Genomic DNA, 17,186 nt, shown 5'->3' with positions numbered 1-17,186 from the left:
ACCTGCCGGCACGCGCCGGCGTCGCCAGGAGACTTGCGTCATGCTGGATTTCATGGATGCCATCCGGGCGGCCGCGCGCGCGGCCGCCGAGGCCGCGGCCCGCGCCGCCGCCGAAGCCGCGCGCGAGGCCGCCGAACGGGCCGCCCGCGAAGCTGCCGAACGCGCCCAGCGCGCCGCCGAGGCGCGCGAGATCCAGCGCCAGCAAGACACCCAGAACACGCAGCAGGCGCAACAGTCGCAACAGTCGCAACAAACCCAACAAAATCAGCAGGCCAGACCCGCGGACCAGCCCGACAAGCCGCAGGCGGCGGTGGTGACGCCGGCGCTCTACACCGCCAACGCCACCGGCGCGCAGTCGCCCAAGGCCATGCAGGTCGATGCGCCGGCGCCGGAAAAACCGAAGACCGACCCCGCCGAGGAAGCGCGCAAGAAGAAGGAAAACGATGCGAAGGCGCTGACCGATGGCTGGCAGCAGCAAGCGCAGGACGCCTATGACAAGGTCGTGGCCGATCTCGACGGCCGCGCCATGACCGACAAGCAGTGGCAGCCGCTGGGCCTGAAGTACGGCAACGTGATGGGCGGCGCGCAGAACGAACTGCGCGTGGCCGCCAACAACGCCGCGGCCACCGGCGGGGATGTCAAGGCCGCGGTCGAGGCCAAGGCCGAGGAGATCCGCAAGCGCTATGACGATCCCAATGTCGCGCTGAATATCGAAGAGACCAAGACGCAATTCCTGAAGACCGAGAGCACGCAGCAGGCACGCGACACCCAGGGCGCGCGCTTCAACGTGGTGCTGGCGCAGGAAAAAGAGCAGCAGGCCGCCGCCAGGGTCGACGAGGAACAGGCCGCCTACCTGAAGATCCCCGGCGGCATCCGGCGCTTCGAGCTCGAGGCCGATGACCAGCTGGTGGCTGCGCGCGACGCCCATGAGCAGGCACAGCAGGAACGGGTAAAGGCCGAGGAGACCTTCCTCGCCGCCATGCAGAAAGAGATCGACACGGTCGCGGCGAACGGCTACAAGCAGGACGCCGACCAGGCCCTGAAGGACCTGCGCAACGATCCGCACGACCGCACCATCTCGATGGCGGACCGCTCGTACGACCTGACCCTGGCCAACGGCAAGGTCAGCGACGCCGACGCGCAGCTGCAGGCGCTGGCGTCGGGCCAGGGCGTCAAGGTGCCGGACAGCTATCGCGCGCAGGCGGTGCAGGACCTGAAGGCGCGCTATGGCACCGAGGGCGGCATGGGCCAGCTGATCGACCGGATCGACCTGCGCGGGCGCATCGCCGGCGAGATGGAGCACCTGACGCCGTCGACCGACTTCGAGCGCAAGCTGGCGCAGAACGACCCGACCACGCTGGCGATGGCGCAGGCGCAGGGGCTGACGCTGGATCCCCAGGCCAGGACCGATCCCAACTCCACCACGCCGCGCGACCTGCCGCAGGCCGAGCGCGCGCTGATGGAACACAACCCGGCCGGCTACGTCATGTTCAAGGCGCTGGGCGCGGACGCCCTGGTGCCGGCCCCCGACCTGCCAGCGACCGACCCGGCCCGGATCGCCTACGACAAGGGCGTCGCCGAAAAAGGCCTGCTCGGCTACACCGTCGAGCAGCTCAAGGCGCGCAGCGAGGATCCCAAGCTCAGCCAGGCGGAACGCGACCAGGCCGCCAGCGGCCTGAACCGGATGCTCGGCTTCATGGAGGGTTCGGTGCCGCTGCGGGTGGATGCCATGACCCGCGGCATCGCGCAGAAGCTGGACAGCGGCGACGTCACCGGCGCGCTGCAGATCCGCAAGGCCGGCGCCGATGCCGCGCAGACGCCCGAGGAGCGCCAGCTCTACGTCGACGTGCACAACGACCGCTTCAGCAGCGACCTGTTCAAGGCGCAGATCGAAGCGTCGATGGACCTGGACCTGAAGAACAAGACCCACGACGACGAGGGCCGGCCCATTATCGGCCAGGAGAAGATGTACGCCGACAAGGTCGGCGTGTACCTGCAGGAAGTGGCGCCGCACCTGATCGAGGAAGACGCCGGCACGCTGCTGGATACGGTGAAGACCGAGTACAGCAACGACTGGACCGGGCGCAACAACAGCCAGTCGCCCGGATACAACGACTGGGACGACTTCTACCATGGCCTGTCGGCGCTGGTCGATGCGGCCGATGCCGGCTACCATGCGCGCAACCCGCAGGCCAAGCCCGGCACGGCCCCGGCCGCGACCAGCACGGCCAGCTGGCTGACCGATCGCGACAACGAGGTCAGCATGCTGATGATGATGAACCAGGGCGGCTCGTCGCGCCAGGGACGCATCTATGGCGGCGCCCAGGACGCGGCCGCCAAGGGCCACATCGGGCTGTCGGCGGCGTTCGAGCAGTCGCTGAAGTCGAGCAAGGACGCGCCGGTGATGTCCGACGTCTACCTGCGCAATGCGGTGCAGCGCGGCAGCGAGGACTACGCCGGCACCGAGGAGGCGAAGGAGGCCAACCAGCGCTTCGAGCTCGACAAGGACGAGATCCTGCGGCAGACCTTCGACAGCCTGGCGATGCGCAAGGAAGAACTCAGCGCGAAGGCCTCGGACGAAGAGGGGCTGTCCGAGGCCATCGCCCTGGGCGCGCCGCAGGGCGACGCCAACGCGATCCGCGAACAGATCGCCGCCGACGCCAGGGCCGGTACCACGGTCAAGGCGATCCCGATGTACGTGGCCGGGCCCGGCGGGGTGCCGTACCAGACCGCGGTGTTCGAGTTCGAGGGCAAGGACGGCAAGACCCTGTGGGTGGACGACCAGGGCTCGGTCTACGGCAAGGAGGAACTGGACGCGAAGCGCGATTTCCAGGAGAACAACCTGCTCTCCGACAAGGGCACGGTCTACTTTGCCGAGAACCTGGAGCTGGGCCGCGACGGCCATGCGAGCTATGCCTCGATGGACGCGCATATCGTCACCACCAGCGAGAAGGTGTGGGGCTGGGTCAACCTGGGCGTGGCCGCGGTCGGCGCGGTCGCGGGCGGGGTGCTGGCGGTGGCCTCGGGCGGCACGCTGACGCCGCTGGTGGCCGCGGCGTGGGTCGGCATGGTGGGCAGCATGGGGTACGGCGTCGGCACCTCGTGGGCCGCGCTGGACAATATTGCGGACCATGGCCGGTCGGTCAATCCCTTCGCCAGCCAGGAAGCGATGGCGCAGTGGCTCAACGTGGCCGGCTCGCTGGCGGGCATGGGCGGCATGGGCCTGGCCAAGACCGGCGCGCTGGCGATGAACGCGGGCACCCGGCTCGCTGGCAGCACCAATCCGCTGCGCCAGATGGCGGGCGGCATGCTGACCCAAAGCGCCGGCCACTACGGCAGCGCCAGCCGCGTGCTCAATGGCGTGGGCTTCGGCATCGGCGGCGTGCAGACGCTGCAGCAGGCAGCCATGTTCGCCGAGCATGGCAGCGAGATGAGCGTGTCGGAGAAACTGCAGAACGGCGCCATGCTGCTGATGGGTGCCACGCAGATGCTGCCGATGGCGGTGCAGAAGCGTATCGGCGAATCCGTGCGCGACGGCTACCAGGGGATGCGCGGGCGCGGCGTCGGCGCGGGCGACCCGGCCGGCGTCGGCGGACCGGCGCGCGGCGTGGCGCCGGACGCGCTGGGGGCGTTCCGGGACGGCGATGGCGTGCCCGCCGCGACGCGGCCCACCACGCGCCGGGGCACGGCCGGGCGCGACGTCGAGGGCCAGCCGGTCGCGCGCACCGACGCCGATGGCCATTCCGGCCGTTCCGGCAGGCAGGCCGAAGGCGAACCCGCCCCGGGCGCGGCCAGAGCCGCGACGCCGGAGCGCAGCAACGGCTCCGCCAGGCCGACGAGCGACGGCGGCACGGCTCCAGCCCGCGACCTGCGCACGCCGCACCGGCTCACGCCCTGGCAATCGGCCAGGCTCAGCACCGCCGCGGCCTTCGACATGGCGGTCACGCGCGGCGCGATGCTGCAGGAACGGGTGATCCACGGCATGATGGACCGCGCCATGAGCCGGGCCATGGCGCGCTACGCGACGGAGTCCGCCGCGCGCAACCCGTCGGGCGAGCGCGGCGGCAGCGGCCGCACCGACGCGCCCGTGCCGGCCTCGCGCCGCCGCACTGCCAGCGGCACGCCGGCGCTGGCGCGCGCGCCGCGCCACCCCATGGCCGAGGGCGAGGCCGGCGTGCAGCGCCGCACGATACGCCATGGCCCCGCGGTGGTGGCGCATGCCGACGGGCCCGAAGCGCCCGCGCGCATGTCGCTGCGGCAGAACGCGATCTCGCCGCTGGACAACGTGCTGTGGATCGACGGCAGCATGGAGAACATCGGCGTGCCCTACGGCGCCGAGATGGCCGCACGCGCGCTGGCGGACCTGGACTCGGTGATGATCGTCACCGGCCCGCTGACCGCCCATGGCCGCGCCGAGACCAACGGCCCGGTCGGGGCGGCCTCGCTGGGCGCCTACCTGGCCTCGCTGGGCAAGGACGTGGTCTATGTCACCGACCGCGCCCATGCGCGCACGCTGCGCAAGATGCTGCGCCAGGACCTGAACCAGCCCAATGCGCGCGTCGAGACCTTCTCGGCCCGCGACTTCGCCAGCGCCGGGCGCCAGTCGCGCGCGCTGCTGGCGATGCACAAGCCGCAGGCGGTGGTGGCGGTGGAAGTGGCCGGGCGCAACACCAACAACGAATACCGGCTGCAGAACGGCGAGCGGGTGCGCGGCAATGCCATGCTCGACCAGTTGCTGATCGACGCCAACGACATTGCCGACATGGTCACCATTGCCGTCGGCGACCACGGCAACGAGGCCGGCATGCGCGCCGCGCGCGACCGCCTGCTGCGCGACATGGCGGTGACCGAGCAGCTGGCCGACAGCTGGTCCGACGTCGGCGCCGACCACCTGGTGACGGGCATGAACTCCAACCTGGCGGCGCAGGCGATCGGCTTCGGCGTGCAGCGCGCGCTGGGCCGCGACAGCGGCATGCCGAGCGTGGAAACCGTGGGCGCGCTGCTCGACACCATGGCGCGCCACAAGGCGCGCGACGGCGTCACGCTGGAAGTCGGCGCCACCAGCGTGCGCGGCTACGACAAGACCGTGCAGAAGGGGGTCTACGAGCTGCTGCAGAAGGCGTCCGAGCGCCTGCCCGCGGGCCTGGACATGGCGCAGCTGTTCGAGGGCATCCAGCGGCGCTTCCTGCCCGACGGCATCGACCCGGCCGACTTCGGCATCCGCGTGCAGGACGATGCGATCGTCATCACCGCCTTCGATTCCAGCAACGGCGGCCTGCTGGCCGCGCAGAACATCGCGCGCCACACCTATGCCATGACCGGCAAGGCGGTGCAGGTGGTGGCCTTTACCGACCATGCCGCCGGCACCTACGGCGGACGCGAGCGCGGCGACCTGGTCAACCTGGTCCATGCCGGCGTGGTCGCGGCGCAGAAGGCCAAGGGCGCGGTCGACCTGTTTGCCTGCAACACCGCGTGCACGGCGTTTCCCGAGGCGCTGGCCGGCACCCACCAGGCCAAGGTGGTCAACCTGATCATGCAGACCGCGCCCAAGATCGTCACCGAGGGCGGCGCGCGCCCGGTGGTGGTGGCCACGCCCGGCACGGTCAAGCTGCACGCCTACCTGGAAGCGGTGGCCGAGGCCAGCGGCGGCAGCGTCACGGTCAAGGAGATCGGCGCGACCGAGTGGGCCGATGCGGTCAACAACCTGATGCACCTGGCCGACGGCGCAAAGCTGGACCAGCTCAAGGGGCTGGTGGCCAAATACATCAACGCCGAGCAGATCCCGGCCGACGCCACCTCGCTGTGGTTCTGCTGCACCCACTACCCCGCGCTGGAGACGCTGGTGCGCCAGCAGCTCGATGCCATCGGCCGCAGCGACGTCAGGCTGATCGACCCGATGCAGTACCAGGCGCGCAAGGGCGTGGAGATGCTGGTCGACCAGGGCCTGATCGACCGCAGCGCACTGCTGGAGCAGCCGCTGGACCCGTCGGCGGTGCCCGACGACAAGACCCTGCCGACCATCGTCTTCACCACCGGCCAGCCGTCGCGGGTGTCCGGCCTGGCGCACGCGATGGGACGGCGCCCCGACATCCGCGTGTTCAAGACCGCCTTCGGCGAGGCCGCCGACGTGTCGCCGGCGCTGGCGCTGGTGGACGGCGGGCGCCACCTGTCGCCGGTCGACCGCGTCAGCTTCAACTACATCGGCCGCGGCCTGCGCGAGTTCTACATGCCGGGAGGGGCCGAGCGCGCGGCGGCGTCGCTGGAAGACGCCAGCAACGTGATGCTGGTGACCGGCTTCTCGGTGGCCAAGGACATGCCGGAAACCGACGGGCCCCCGGGCACCGCGGAACTGGGCCGCGCGCTGCGGCTGCGCGGCAAGCAGGTGACCTACGTGGTCGATTCGGCCAACCGGCCGATCCTGGAAGGCATCCTGCGCGAGATGGGCGAGCCGCTCGACAATATCCGCGTGTTCGATGCACCGGTGGGCCGCGCCGCCGAACCGGCGCGCGCGCTGTTGCGCGAGGTCGGCCCCGACCGGGTGATGGCGATCGAGCTGCCGTCGCGCAGCGCGCGCGGCACCAAGCACAATATGCGCGGCATCGGCATCGACGACTTCAACCCGGCGCTGGACCAGATCGTGCTGGAAGCCAATGCCATCGACGGCATCGAGACCCTGGGCGTCGGCGACGGCGGCAACGAGGCCGGCATGGGCGGCGTCGGCGGGCTGATCCCGCGCGCGCTCGACGGCAGCGATATCGCCGCGGTGGTGCCGGTGGACCATGTGGTTACCGCCAGCGTGTCGAACTGGGGCGCGTATGCGGTGTCGGCGCTGCTGCTGCGCCGGGGCAATATGCCGGAACGCTTCCAGAGCCCCGAGGAACTGGGTCGCGTGCTGCAGGCCGCGGCCGATGCCGGCGCCGTCGACGGCGTGTCGCGCGAGCGGGTGGCAACGGTGGATGGCTTCTCGACCGAGGTGCATCAGGCGGTGATCACGCTGTACGGACGCGCCGCCGCCGGCGGCCAGCCGCGCGGGCCGGGTGCCGCGCGCGCGCCGCTGCCGGGCGGGCCGGCGCTGGCGCGCACGCCGCTGGCGGATGCCGCCGAAGCGGTGGTCGCGCACGGCGGGCAGCTGCCGCGCAAGGCCGCTTCGGCAAGCCGCGCCGACGACGCGGGCAGCCCGCCGGCGGCGATGCCCGCGGCGCGGCCGGAGATTCGTGACGGCAGCTGGTCCGTGCGCGATGGCGCGCCGAGCCGTGCCGCGATCGAGGCCACGGTCGACGGCATCCACGGCTCCGGCGGGCGCCTGGCCGGCGTGCACTACGTGGTGACCCATGGCGATGGGCTGTCGGTGCCGCTGCGCGCGGGCCTGCCGGAAGCGTCGTTCCTGTCGCTGCAGCAGGCCATGCGCGACCTGGGCCCGGCGCTGCAGGCGGGCGGCAACTTCCGCATCGCCATCGTTTCGCAGCGCGAGGCGGCGCGGCATGGCGCGGTCGACGCGCGCAGCGTGATCGGCACGGTGCCGCTGTCGCTGCGCGGGCACCAGCCGCACGCGGACGGGTTTGCGCTCAATCCGGATTACCACGGCGAGATCCGCGCCGCGCTGCCCGACGACTTCCGCGCCGGCCTGCCGCTGGTGCGCCAGCAGGACGGCCGCCGCATCGACGTGCTGGCCCAGCTGGAGCAGTTTCCGCGCGGGCGCGCGGACCTGGACCTGGCGCAGCAGGCGGGGCAGAAGACCTTTGGCGACGAGGCGGTGGCGGTGTCGGTGCCGCAGATTCCCGGGCATTTCACCGTGCGCGCCGAGGGGCTGTTCGGCGGCATCGCGATGCGGACCGGCGGCCGCGACGATGGACCGCGGCCGTTGCTCGATGCGCCGGCGGTGATCGACCGCATCCGCGCGCATCCGGACTACCAGGAAGGCATGCCGGTGGTGCTGTACGGCTGCTACGGGCAGGACGGCGCGGTGTCGCTGGTGCAGCAACTGGCCACCGGCCTGAACGCGCGCGTCTACGGCGCCGACGGCCGGCTCGACGTGGACGCGTTCCGCGCGCCGGGCAGCGACCTGGCCTATGGCGCGCGCCTGCGCGTGGCCGCCGATGCCGCCGCCATGGCCGCTTCCGGCGCGCCGGTGCATGTGCAGGACGGCGGCCGCTTCCACGGCGCCATGCCGGCGCTGCCAGTGGTGGCGGTCACCCGCGGCGGCAAGCCGGTGCGCCAGCATGGCGCGCGCGCCGCCGGCGATCCGGTGCCGGCCAGCTGGCGCCAGGCGCCGGACCGCTGGGCCGAACTGGCGCTGGGCGAGGCGGCGGTGCGCGTCAACGCGCCCAGGGATCATCTGGTGGTGGTCGGGGCCGTACGCCCTGAAGGCGGCTTGCGTGGCGAGGGGGGCGAGGGCATCGGCGCCCACGAGCTCGCCTTCCAGCTGGCGCACGACTGGGAGCCCGGCCAGCCCATCGTGCTGGCGCTGGACGGCGCGCACGCGCCGCAGGGACGCATGCTGGCGCAGCAGGTGGCCGACGTGATGAGGACCGAGGTGCTTGTGCCGGAGTTCGCGCTGCGCCGCGGCGCCTACGCGCACGACCCCGGCAAGAGCCAGATCGACCTGGCGCAGCCGGGCCGCTGGCGCCGCCTTTCGCCGCAGCCCGACCCCTACGCCGGCCACAGCTTCAAGATCGACCACCACGGCAACGTGTTCCTGCGCCGGCCCGATGGCACCCGCGAACGGGTGCAACTGGAAACCTACCTGGGCCCGCGGCTGGGCAGCGGCGGCGCCAAGACCGTGTTCGCGCTGGGCAAGGACCTGGCGGTCGGCATTGCCAACGAGGCCTGGCTGGGCGACATGGTGCACGGCGAGCGCGCCGCCATGGCCGACGCCGCCGGCACGCACGGGCTCCAGACCGTGCGCAGCTTCGGGCCGGCGTCGCTCGAGGCGTTCGGGCGCCCGGCCATCGGCTACGAACGCTACGCGGCCAGCACCAAGGACCTGTTCGACGCTGCCGGCCAGTTGCGGCCCGAGCATGCCGCGCTGCTCAACGACCGCTCGGCGCACGATATCGCCGCGCTGGTCGACACCATGAAGACGCGCAGCCTGCACCTGGGCGACGTGGAGTTCGCGCTGTTCCCGGACGGTACGGTCAAGGTGGCCGACCTGACCCATGTCGAGACCGGCTCGGATGCGTCGCAAGGCAGCGCCGTGTACCGCATGCTGGACCGGATGCAGCAGGCCGCGCGCGCCAGGGCGAGCGACGGCACCCAGGGCGGCGAGGGCGGGGTCGTGCGCGCCACCATCTCGCATGGCCCGGCCGCAAACACACCGCCGCCCGGCAGCAATGGCCCGCGGCCGTGGAAGGTGCGCACCGCGCTGGCGGTGTCGGCCGCCGGCACCTTCGCCGCGGCTTCCGGCGCCGCGGCGATCTCGGCGCAGACCGGTGCCAACCTGGTGCTGACCAGCGCCGGCTGCTTCATCTACCGCGGCAGCGTGGCGATGGGGCGCACCGTGCATGCCAACAAGGTGATCCGGCGCGCCGGCACGCACGCGCCCGCCGATATCGCCTGGCTGCGGCGCGCGCTGACCGAGAAGCCCGGCACCGCGGCGTGGGGCATCAACGAGGCGAACCAGCAGAAGTTTGCCAGGGCGCTCGACCAGCTGGACGCCTACGCCCACCATGCCGACAAGAAGGACCTGCCCGAGGCCGCGGACAAGATCCGCGAGGCGCAGGCGGTGATCGGCACCATCGGTGCCTCGCTGCTGACGCCCGATACCCGCGCCGGGCAGGTCAACGACGCGCTGCAGCTGACCACGCTGGCGATCAACAACGGCAACACCATGCTGTGGTTCGGCGAGCACGGCGTGACCCAGATCGGCGAGCCGCTGACCTATAGCAACGCGGTGTTCCTGGCCGCCAATTCGGTGCTGAGCACGGTCAATTTCGCCGCCCGCGCGGGCTATCACAGCGGGCTGGCACAACCCGCGCTGCTGGGCGCGCGACTGCGCAAGTTCGTGATGAACGCATATTCGGTCGGCGCGGTGCCACTGGCCGTGGCCGACATGGTGCATACCGGCGGCGTGGTCGGCGCGATCGAGGCAGGCAGCCTGGCGGTGTTCGGCATCGGCGCGCACCTGCAGTCGCGCAACGAGCAGAAGCTGATCAATGCCGAGAAAAACCGGCTGGCAAAGGCCGCCGATCCCGACGCCGTGGACAAGCCGGTCACGCCATGGCTGGCGCAGAAATGGGATTTCTTCGGCCGCGCCATGCCCAAGGGGCTGGTGCTATTGGGCGGCGGCGTGATCGTCAACTTCGGCGCCAAGATCCTGGTGGAGCTGTTCAAGGACGAGGACAAGGGCGCGCCGCGGCCGACGCCGACGCCCAGCGGCGGCCCCTCGACTCCGCCGGCCCCGCCGACCACCGATCCCGGCGGATCCACCCCGCCGAAGGACCCACCGAAAGAACCGCCCAGCGAGACCCCGAGGGAGCGCCCCGCATCCGGATCGGTAAGCGTGCAGCCCCACAGCCCGGACCACGTCGCCGGTTCCACGCTATGGGGCATCGCCGGCGCGCATCTCGACACGCTGCTGTCCGACGGCCAGAAGGCCGAGGCGCGGGCGCAGGCGATGACGCCGGACCAGCAGGTGGCCAACTTCGCGCTGCGCGAACTGATCAACCTGAATCCGCGCTATCGGCTGGCCGACAACCCGGACCACCTGGAGCCTGGCTGGGAACTCGACGTGACGCGATAGGGCCGCGGGGGGGCGCGCTTCAGTTGCTGGCGTGGCGCTCCAGGTAGTCCGCGAACTCGTCGCGCACCACCGTTTCGATGCGGGCGAGCTCGTCGTCGGTGATGTCCTCGAACAGCTTGCGCTTGCGCCGCGACAGCTCGCCGTGGTTCTGCACGATCAGGTCGATCAGGTTCGACAGCCGCGACTGGCGCAGGTCGAGCCAGCTTTCGAGCCGGGTCACGCTGGCGTCGTACGCGCGCAGGTACTGGATCTCCTGCGCCAGGTCCTGCTCGACGCATTGCTCGATGCACTCGAACACGAATTCGCACAGCGCGGTGGCGTCGAACGAGGCATAGAGCCAGTAGGGCTGCGGCGACTTGATCAGGATGGTGTCGCTGTCCGCATCCAGCGCGTAATTGAGCAGCGCGGTACGCGGCGCGGAATAGGCCTTCAGCAAGCCAGCGTAGACGTCGAGCTGCTTGAGCATGCGCGCCGACACCGGCAGCACCACGCCCTCGGGCGTGACGCCGGCCTGGCGCAGCAGGTGGTGGATCAGGAAGCGATGCAGGCGGCCGTTGCCGTCATAGAACGGGTGCGCAAAGACAAAGCCGAACGACACGCAGGCCGCCACCACGATCGGGTTTGCCGCGTGGGACTCGACCAGTGCCGCGACCGCGGCTATGCCGTCCATCATCGCGCCCAGCTGCGCCGGCGGCGGCGGAATATAGTCCGCGATATTGCGCAGCCGCCCGCCGCGCGACAGCCAGTTCTGCTGGTCGCGGAAGCTGTATTCGGCGCGCAGGCCCGAGATGATCTCGTTCTGCCATTCGCACAGCTGCGCTTCGGTCAGCGGCGCGCGCTGGCCGGCATATTCCAGCAGCCGCCGGAACTTGGCGACGCGCTGGTTATCGGGAATCTCATGCTCGATCGAATAGGTCGAGCGGGTCTCGGCCAGGTAGAGATAATCCACCGCGCGCGCCAGCAACTCGGGCTCCAGGCGCCGGATGGCACTGCCCACACGGCCGGGCAGGTCGGCGGCAAGCCAGCGCGCGAGCTTCTCGGTACGGCGCACCACCGGGCAGAATGCCGCCGGCCCGAGGTGATTGTTCTGGATGCCAAACTGCAGGTCCGGCGTTGACGGGCCGGTCACGTATTCCGCCTCATCCAGCGCCAGCACCCGCGGCGCGCCCGCGGGCAGCTTGTAATCGAACTGCGCCCCGGCCAGCCATCTGGCATAGAAGGCGCTCAGCCGGGCATAGCGCGAGGTCGGCGTGGCTGCCAGCCAGGCGCGCACCTCCTGCACCGCCTGCGGCTGCTCGAACAGCGCCGCCAGCACGGTCAGGTCGAGCTGTTCCTTCTTCAGCGCAAAGGTGAGGTGGTCCACCGTGGTGTCGCCGCCGCGGTAGCGGTTGCGCGGGTAGACCGTGCGCGTGGTGCCGTCCGGCCCGGTATGCGTGCTGAGCACGCCGGTCTTGTCGCCCAGCGCGGAGGTGCAACGCAAGGGCGGCACGCGCAAGCCGAACTGGCGGATCAAGGCGTCGTAGCCTAGTGGTGCATGAGCCATGCGGGGGACCGGTGAAAGATGGGGCAGATGCCCGCGGAGCTTACCATAGCTTCTATCGGGCTTACCAAAACATCTACTCCGCGCCGAATTTTATCTATTCGATCTATGATGCTCGCGCATAGCGGGTCAGGCTGTCAGCCGGCGGCTCGGCTTTACGAGGCGCTCTACTGCGCTTGCTGTTTTGTCTATTCCACGCACCGGCGGTGACGTTTTTGTCTACATGGAGCGGCCAGCGTCGCGCCAACGCCGTGGGTTTTTACGCGTCGCTTGAAAATGACAGGCTTGTCATAATCGGCTGGGTTTTCCACATAATCGACGGCGCGGCTGAAAGACTGGCTCAGGGTTTTCTCTGAGTTTGTCGATTAATCGGCGTAAAACCCATTTCCGGTATTTGACCGGCGTCATTTATCGCCTATAACTGCAGCTACATGTTGCGGCCGATGTCACGCACCATGCCTCAGCCCGCCAGGTCCGCCTGCGGGCATTTTTTTTATGTCGGCGCGTGATAAATAAAAGGCATTTAGCCTGAATCTTCCACGGTGACCGCGAGATAACCATGACAATTCTGTAATCATGACCCGGCTGTCATCATGACAATATTGTAATGATTATGCGCCATTGTGACCGGGGTGGATTCAGAAAAAGTACTCATCGATCCCGGAGCTAGCGCCGGATTTCGGCGCCAGCAAAGGCATTGCGGCCGTCATCCGGCACCGCGGCCAGATTTTGCATACAGCTTCTGATGCGATTTTGTCGTGAATATCCGGCGCCCATCCCTGGTTCGCATTAATTCAGTGAAAACCCTGCCCCGGCTTTCGCTTGACTTCGTTGATATATCACATACTGTGTATCCCATCGCCGCTCCTAAGTTTGAGAGAGAGGTGAGGGCGGAGACCTCAGGTCGCGTCGAGATAAGAGGCAAAAATGCCAATGACATTAGGAGACATGAAATGCCAGCAGCCACCCCTAAGCTGAGGCGCAGCGCGACCGTATATTCCTCTGCCCTGTCGCGAGTTAATGGCCAATCTATTCAAGGAGCGCGCAATGAGTAATCCATCGGCAATGGGGCTGAGCGGTAATCACCAGGTCCCGGAAGGCACACGCTGGATGCAGCTGGTGGTGGGGGTGATCTGCATGATCGCCACCGCCAACATCCAGTACGCCTGGACCCTGTTCGTCCCGGAGATCCAGGACACCTATGGCTGGTCGCGCGCCAGCATCCAGATCGCGTTTACCGTCTTTGTGCTGGTTCAGACCTGGCTGGCACCGATCGAAGGCTACTTCATCGATAAGTTCGGGCCGCGCATGATGGTCGCATTCGGCGCGGTGTTCATCGGCGCGGCATGGTGCATCAACTCGCAGGCGACCACGCTGATGGGCTTCTACGTCGGCGCGGCGGTGGGCGGACTGGGCGTGGGCTCGATCTATGCCACCTGCATCAACAACGCCCTGAAGTGGTTCCCGGACCGCCGCGGCCTGGCCGTGGGCCTGACCGCCGGCGGCTACGGCGCGGGCTCGGCGGCGACCATCCTGCCGATTGCGGCGATGATCGAGTCGCAGGGCTTCCAGCACACCTTCCTGTTCTTCGGCCTGCTGCAGGGTGGGATCGCCTTTGTCGCGGCATGGTTCCTGCGCGCGCCAAAGGGTACCGAGGTGAGGGCATCGCAGAAGCTGGTCCAGGCCACGCGCGATTACACGCTCAGGGAAGCGATGTCCACCAAGCTGTTCTGGCTGATGTTTGTGATGTTCATCCTGGTCGTCACCGGCGGCATGATGGCGGTGGCCCAGCTCGGCGTGATCGCCAAGGACCTCGGCGTGAAGGAGTTCAAGGTCGACCTGCACTTCTTCGTGATGGCCGCGTTGCCGCTGGCGCTGATGCTGGACCGGATCATGAACGGGATCTCGCGTCCGCTGTTCGGCTGGATCTCGGACAATATCGGCCGCGAAAAGACCATGGTGATCGCCTTCACGCTCGAAGGGCTGGGCATCATCGCGCTGGGCTACTTCGGCAGCAACCCGTACGCGTTCCTGATCCTGTCCGGCGTGGTGTTCCTGGCCTGGGGCGAGGTCTACTCGCTGTTCTCGGCGCTCGCCGGCGACGCTTTCGGCACCAAGCACATCGGCAAGATCTACGGCGTGCTCTACACCGCCAAGGGCATCGGCGCGCTGTTCGTGCCGATCGGCAACCTGATGATGGAAGCGACCGGTACCTGGTCCACCGTGCTCTACACGGTGGCCGCGATGGACCTGACCGCGGCCTTCCTGGCGATCATGGTGCTGCGGCCGGTGCTGAAGAGCCACGTCGCCAACGCGAGGAGCCTGTTCTCGAAGGAGACGGCGGCAGCCGGAACGCAGGTACCGGCCTGAGCGGGGATGACGGCGGCGACGCCAGTCATTGCAGGGCCTTCGTAGCAACAAAAGGCGGGCTTCTTCGGAAGCCCGCTTTTTTTCATGGGGCCGGGTGTTGGCGCCGAGGGCGGGGCGCCTGTGATAAAGGTATGCCCGTGCCCACCCCAGCGCCCCTCCGTCATGTTCCAGGTCCTCGCCCCGTGCCCACCCCTGACGCCCTATGTCGACGGCTACTGGTTCGTGCAGGACCTGGAAGGCGCCTACGCCGGCAGCGATATCACCACCTGTCCGTACCCGGGCGCGGTGCTGTCGGTCAACTTCGGCCGCCCGAACGCGATGGTGGGCGGCCCCATCGTGCCGACGGTGTCGCTGCTGGGCTTCCAGTCCGCCAGCCGGCGCTGGCAGTCGTGGTCCGATACGTATTTCGTCATGGCGATGCTGAGCGGCGTCGGGCTGGCGCGGCTGTTTCCCGGCATCGGGCCCGACTGCAGGGACCAGTTGCTGGACCTCGCCGGGTACCTGGGCGACCGTGCCAGCCACGCGCTCAGCGCCGACCTGAGCGCCGCCTGGATGCCGGCACGGATCGTTGCCCGGCTCGATGCGTGGCTGCTGCGGCGGCTGGCGGCGCTGCGGGAGCCGGCGGCGCTGCAGTCGATGCGCGCGGCCCAAGCGCTGTTGCGCGAGGGGCGGCAGGTACAGGAAGTCGCCAGCCTGATGGCGGTCAGCCGGCGCCAGCTGAACCGCTGGTTCGCGCAGCAGCTGGGGCTGGGGCCAAAGCAGCTGATGGAGCTGGAGCGCCTGCAGCACAGCATCCAGGCAGTGCAGCGCGGCGCGGACGAGGCGCTGCACGGCTACAGCGACCAGTCCCACCAGATCCGCGCATGGCGTCGCCGCGTGGCGCAGACACCGGGCGCGTATGCGCGCAGCGGGCAGTCGGCGCTGGCGGCTTCCTTCGGGCAGCGCCCGGCCGGGGCGCCGGCGTTCTACCTGTGAGTGGGCCAGGCACGTCCCAAACGTTCAATACAGCGTTCCCGCGCGGCCGCATGCTGGCAGCCTGAACGGAGGGAACCATGAACGCTGCAAGCCTGCCGCCGGAGCGCGGCTTTATCTCTTATACGGATGGCACCACGGTCTTCGAGGGCTACCTCGCCAGGCCGGCCGCGATGGCCGCGTCACGCACGCCGTGCGTGGTGCTGGCCCATGAGTGGAGCGGCCTGAACGCGGCGATGCGCCGCTGCGCCGACCGCTTCGCGGCACTCGGCTATCCCTGCTTTGCCGCCGACGTGTACGGCAAGGGCGTGCGCGGCGACGAGCAGGGCGACAACGCGCACCTGATGAACCCGCTGCTGGCCGACCGCCGCTTGCTGCGCCGGCGGCTGCTGGCCGGGGTTGCCGCGGCCACGCGGTTGCCCGGCGTGGACCCTCGCCGCATGGCCGCGGTGGGCTACTGCTTCGGCGGCCTGTGCGCGCTCGACCTGGCACGCGCCGCCGCCCCCGGCCTGGTGGCCGCGGTCAGCTTCCACGGCGTGTTGCAGCCGCCGCGCATCGGCGCGCAGGGCCCCATCGACGCCAGCGTGCTGCTGCTGCATGGCTGGGAAGATCCCGTGGCGCCGCCCGCGGACGTGCTCGGCATCGCCACCGAGCTGACGCAGGCCGGAGCCGACTGGCAGCTGCATGCCTATGGCCATGCGCAGCACGCGTTTACGTTCGAGGGCGCCAACTTCCCGGAGCGCGGCATCGTCCATGATGCCGCGGCCGACCGGCGCTCGTGGGCGGCATGCGCGGCGTTCCTGGCGGAGCGGTTCGCAGTGGCTGCGTAGCGGCAGGACCGGCGCATCGCGTTCAGATCGCCTGTTGCCGCGTCAGCCTGGCGCGGCAATGGATGCAGGCGTCGCGCACCATGAAATTCACCAGCGTCGGCGAGACCCCGAGCTCCGACGCGATTTCCTTCTGCGTCATGCCCTGCAGCCGGCACATCTCGAAGGCGCGCTGGGTGCGCTCGGGCAGTTCCGCCAGCGCGCCGGCCAGCGCGCACAGCGCCTGACGGTCCATCGCAATGATGTCGGGCGTTGTCGTGGGCGACGGCGCGTTGATGCCTTCGTCTTCGGGCGCCATCCATTTCTGCTCGAGCGTCTGGCGGCGGTAGGTGTCGATGGCGAGGTTGCGCACCACCTGGAACAGGTAGCTGAGCCGGCAGCGGATCGACGGCTCGTCGGCCATGCCGCGCAGGCGCAGGAAGGCGTCCTGGACCACGTCCTCGGCCTGGTCGCGGGTGCCCACGATGCGCGCAGCGGCGCCGACCAGGGCGCGGCGGTTGGCTACGAATAGTCCGAGCAGGGAATCGCCTGCCAGGATGGGAGCGGCGTGTAGGCCTGTTTCGGTCAGGGAAAGCATGGGGGCGGCTCCTGGGTTTGCTGCGGTGCGGAGTCGTACGTTAATACGAATGCGAATGATTCGCAATAAAGTAAAACGTAACGCAGATGTTATCCAGATTGAAATTAATGGCACCGTTTCGGCATATGAGAGAAATTAAATTTCTCGGTGGATGCTTCGTCT

The 17,186-nt window shown here is 69.3% G+C and carries 6 protein-coding genes; 4 read left to right on the top strand and 2 right to left on the bottom strand.

Going from position 1 to position 17,186, the window contains the following annotated elements; translation table 11 throughout:
- The first annotated feature begins 40 nt into the window (after window positions 1-40).
- The gene (locus MKD38_RS16200) at window positions 41-10,738 is read left to right on the top strand and encodes an LWXIA domain-containing protein (protein ID WP_252678248.1); all 10,698 of its coding nucleotides are present in this window, start codon (window positions 41-43) and stop codon (window positions 10,736-10,738) included.
- Window positions 10,739-10,757: 19 nt separating this feature from the next.
- Here MKD38_RS16200 and MKD38_RS16195 read toward each other — a convergent pair whose 3' ends face one another.
- Entirely contained in the window at window positions 10,758-12,281 is a 1,524-nt protein-coding gene (locus MKD38_RS16195; RefSeq protein ID WP_252678246.1) for a Fic family protein, read from the bottom strand.
- A gap of 1,044 nt (window positions 12,282-13,325) precedes the next feature.
- On the opposite strand from MKD38_RS16195, the gene oxlT reads away from it, so the two are divergent.
- From oxlT to MKD38_RS16180, 3 genes are all read left to right on the top strand, one after another.
- On the top strand, window positions 13,326-14,648 hold the full coding sequence (oxlT, locus tag MKD38_RS16190) for an oxalate/formate MFS antiporter (RefSeq protein WP_252678244.1): 1,323 nt from the start codon (window positions 13,326-13,328) through the stop codon (window positions 14,646-14,648).
- A gap of 162 nt (window positions 14,649-14,810) precedes the next feature.
- On the top strand, window positions 14,811-15,623 hold the full coding sequence (locus MKD38_RS16185) for a helix-turn-helix domain-containing protein (protein WP_252678243.1): 813 nt from the start codon (window positions 14,811-14,813) through the stop codon (window positions 15,621-15,623).
- A 77-nt stretch (window positions 15,624-15,700) separates the two neighbouring features.
- Complete coding sequence (locus tag MKD38_RS16180) at window positions 15,701-16,450, top strand: dienelactone hydrolase family protein (protein ID WP_252678242.1); 750 nt, start codon at window positions 15,701-15,703, stop codon at window positions 16,448-16,450.
- Window positions 16,451-16,472: 22 nt separating this feature from the next.
- On the opposite strand, the gene MKD38_RS16175 is transcribed toward MKD38_RS16180, so the two are convergent.
- Window positions 16,473-17,024 carry an RNA polymerase factor sigma-70 gene (locus tag MKD38_RS16175; RefSeq protein WP_252678241.1) on the bottom strand — a complete coding sequence of 184 codons (552 nt, stop codon included), beginning with the start codon at window positions 17,022-17,024 and terminating at the stop codon, window positions 16,473-16,475.
- Window positions 17,025-17,186 lie beyond the last annotated feature (162 nt).

This window comes from Cupriavidus sp. WGlv3, from assembly GCF_023952475.1.
Classification (GTDB): Bacteria; Pseudomonadota; Gammaproteobacteria; order Burkholderiales; family Burkholderiaceae; genus Cupriavidus; species Cupriavidus phytorum.
The sequence above is the reverse complement of the archived record's forward strand: the minus strand, read 5'-3'. Positions and strand labels throughout refer to the sequence as shown.

Excerpts from the sequence above, each read along its gene's own strand:
- MKD38_RS16200 (WP_252678248.1), top strand. The coding sequence starts at position 41 with ATGCTGGATTTCATGGATGCCATCCGGGCGGCCGCGCGCGCGGCCGCC.
- MKD38_RS16195 (WP_252678246.1), bottom strand. The coding sequence starts at position 12,281 with ATGGCTCATGCACCACTAGGCTACGACGCCTTGATCCGCCAGTTCGGC.
- oxlT (WP_252678244.1), top strand. The coding sequence starts at position 13,326 with ATGAGTAATCCATCGGCAATGGGGCTGAGCGGTAATCACCAGGTCCCG.
- MKD38_RS16185 (WP_252678243.1), top strand. The coding sequence starts at position 14,811 with ATGTTCCAGGTCCTCGCCCCGTGCCCACCCCTGACGCCCTATGTCGAC.
- MKD38_RS16180 (WP_252678242.1), top strand. The coding sequence starts at position 15,701 with ATGAACGCTGCAAGCCTGCCGCCGGAGCGCGGCTTTATCTCTTATACG.
- MKD38_RS16175 (WP_252678241.1), bottom strand. The coding sequence starts at position 17,024 with ATGCTTTCCCTGACCGAAACAGGCCTACACGCCGCTCCCATCCTGGCA.